Raw genomic sequence first — 1,189 nt, 5'->3', positions numbered from 1 at the left:
GAATAGAAATGCTGCCCAAGTTTGGGCGGTTGGTGATCAATTACAGCATGATGTGTTTGGGGAAGGCAGAGTTACCCATCTATTTGGTAGTGGCGAAAAGATCTCAATTGCCGTGAAATTTCCTGGCATGGGCCCAAAAATTCTGGATCCGCGTTTAGCWCCGATCCGGCGYAGTAACTGAGCCGTTAACGCTAAGGGGGATTGCTAGCAATATTCCTGTAAAAACTTGGGTGATGGGCCAGTGGATGAGGGACACATCAAAAAAACTCTGGAGCAATGTATATGCAAGGGCAGCTTGACCAACACGCCTTGGTAGAGGTTCAAGCAAGCCTTCTGATTGGCGCCAACTATTCAATAACAATGTTATTAGTAGGCCAAGGCCAATCAACCCCAAAAGGCCTGCATTTGCCCAGAGTTGCAGGTAGAGGTTGTGGGCATGGTCGGCGATGCCACCGTTAATTATTTGATGACAAAACTCTTTTGGTCGTTCAAATCCAACCCCATGTAGCAAGCGATTGTTTCCTGAAAAGGGTAGGTTGAAGTAACACTGGCCTATGGCTAGGCGACCCATATCTGAACTTGGATTCAATCCAGGAATGCCAGTACTCGATGGACGTAATAGTTGTTTTCCAGCTAAGCCCGCTATCGCTAAAGCAACTAAAATAAATAGATTTGGCAGCAAACTAGCTTCTTTAGCTCTTTCGCGTAAATAAACAAAAGCAAGTGCTAAAACCGAGCTCAATAGGGCCGCTCGAGAAGAAGTTTGCCACACCATTAGCAATGCTAAAATAGCACTCAAAACCGCTAATGGCGCAGCCCGTTGCCAACACCAAGTAATGGCAATTATTAGCAATAAGCCAAGTAGATATGCAGCTTGGTTTGCGCCCACCAGCGGATTAGGTGTCCAGGGTTTGGCAGTTATTTGAGTTATTAAAAGAGGCAGTGGCAATAAAGAAAAGCGCAATAGCCATGGCCATCTGGYCTGGCTAATACCTGTTGCCGCAAGCAAGCTAGTTACTAGCAGAAGGCCGTCTTGGCTGGAGGCTGGATGGGGCATTTCATTTAGCCACCAGGTGCGAGCCATCAACAGGATCACCATTGCTAGGGGCCATAGGGCCCAGCGTTTTTGCTTTGGTGCCAGCACAAGTTGTGCCATCACCCATGCACTTGCTGCCACACTGCTTAGCAG

Annotated in this window: 2 protein-coding genes; one reads left to right on the top strand and one right to left on the bottom strand. The window is 47.6% G+C overall.

All coding sequences use genetic code 11. The features are described from left to right. A partial coding sequence (locus C7K08_RS16585; RefSeq protein WP_133165325.1) for a hypothetical protein occupies positions 1-181 on the top strand: 181 nt, incomplete at its 5' end. Here C7K08_RS16585 and C7K08_RS14305 read toward each other — a convergent pair. Then, a partial coding sequence (locus C7K08_RS14305; protein WP_206603883.1) for an O-antigen ligase family protein occupies positions 155-1,189 on the bottom strand: 1,035 nt, incomplete at its 5' end. The genes C7K08_RS16585 and C7K08_RS14305 overlap by 27 nt on opposite strands.

The organism is Synechococcus lacustris str. Tous, assembly GCF_003011125.1.
GTDB classification, from domain to species: domain Bacteria; phylum Cyanobacteriota; class Cyanobacteriia; order PCC-6307; family Cyanobiaceae; genus Synechococcus_D; species Synechococcus_D lacustris.
The sequence above is the reverse complement of the archived record's forward strand: the minus strand, read 5'-3'. Positions and strand labels throughout refer to the sequence as shown.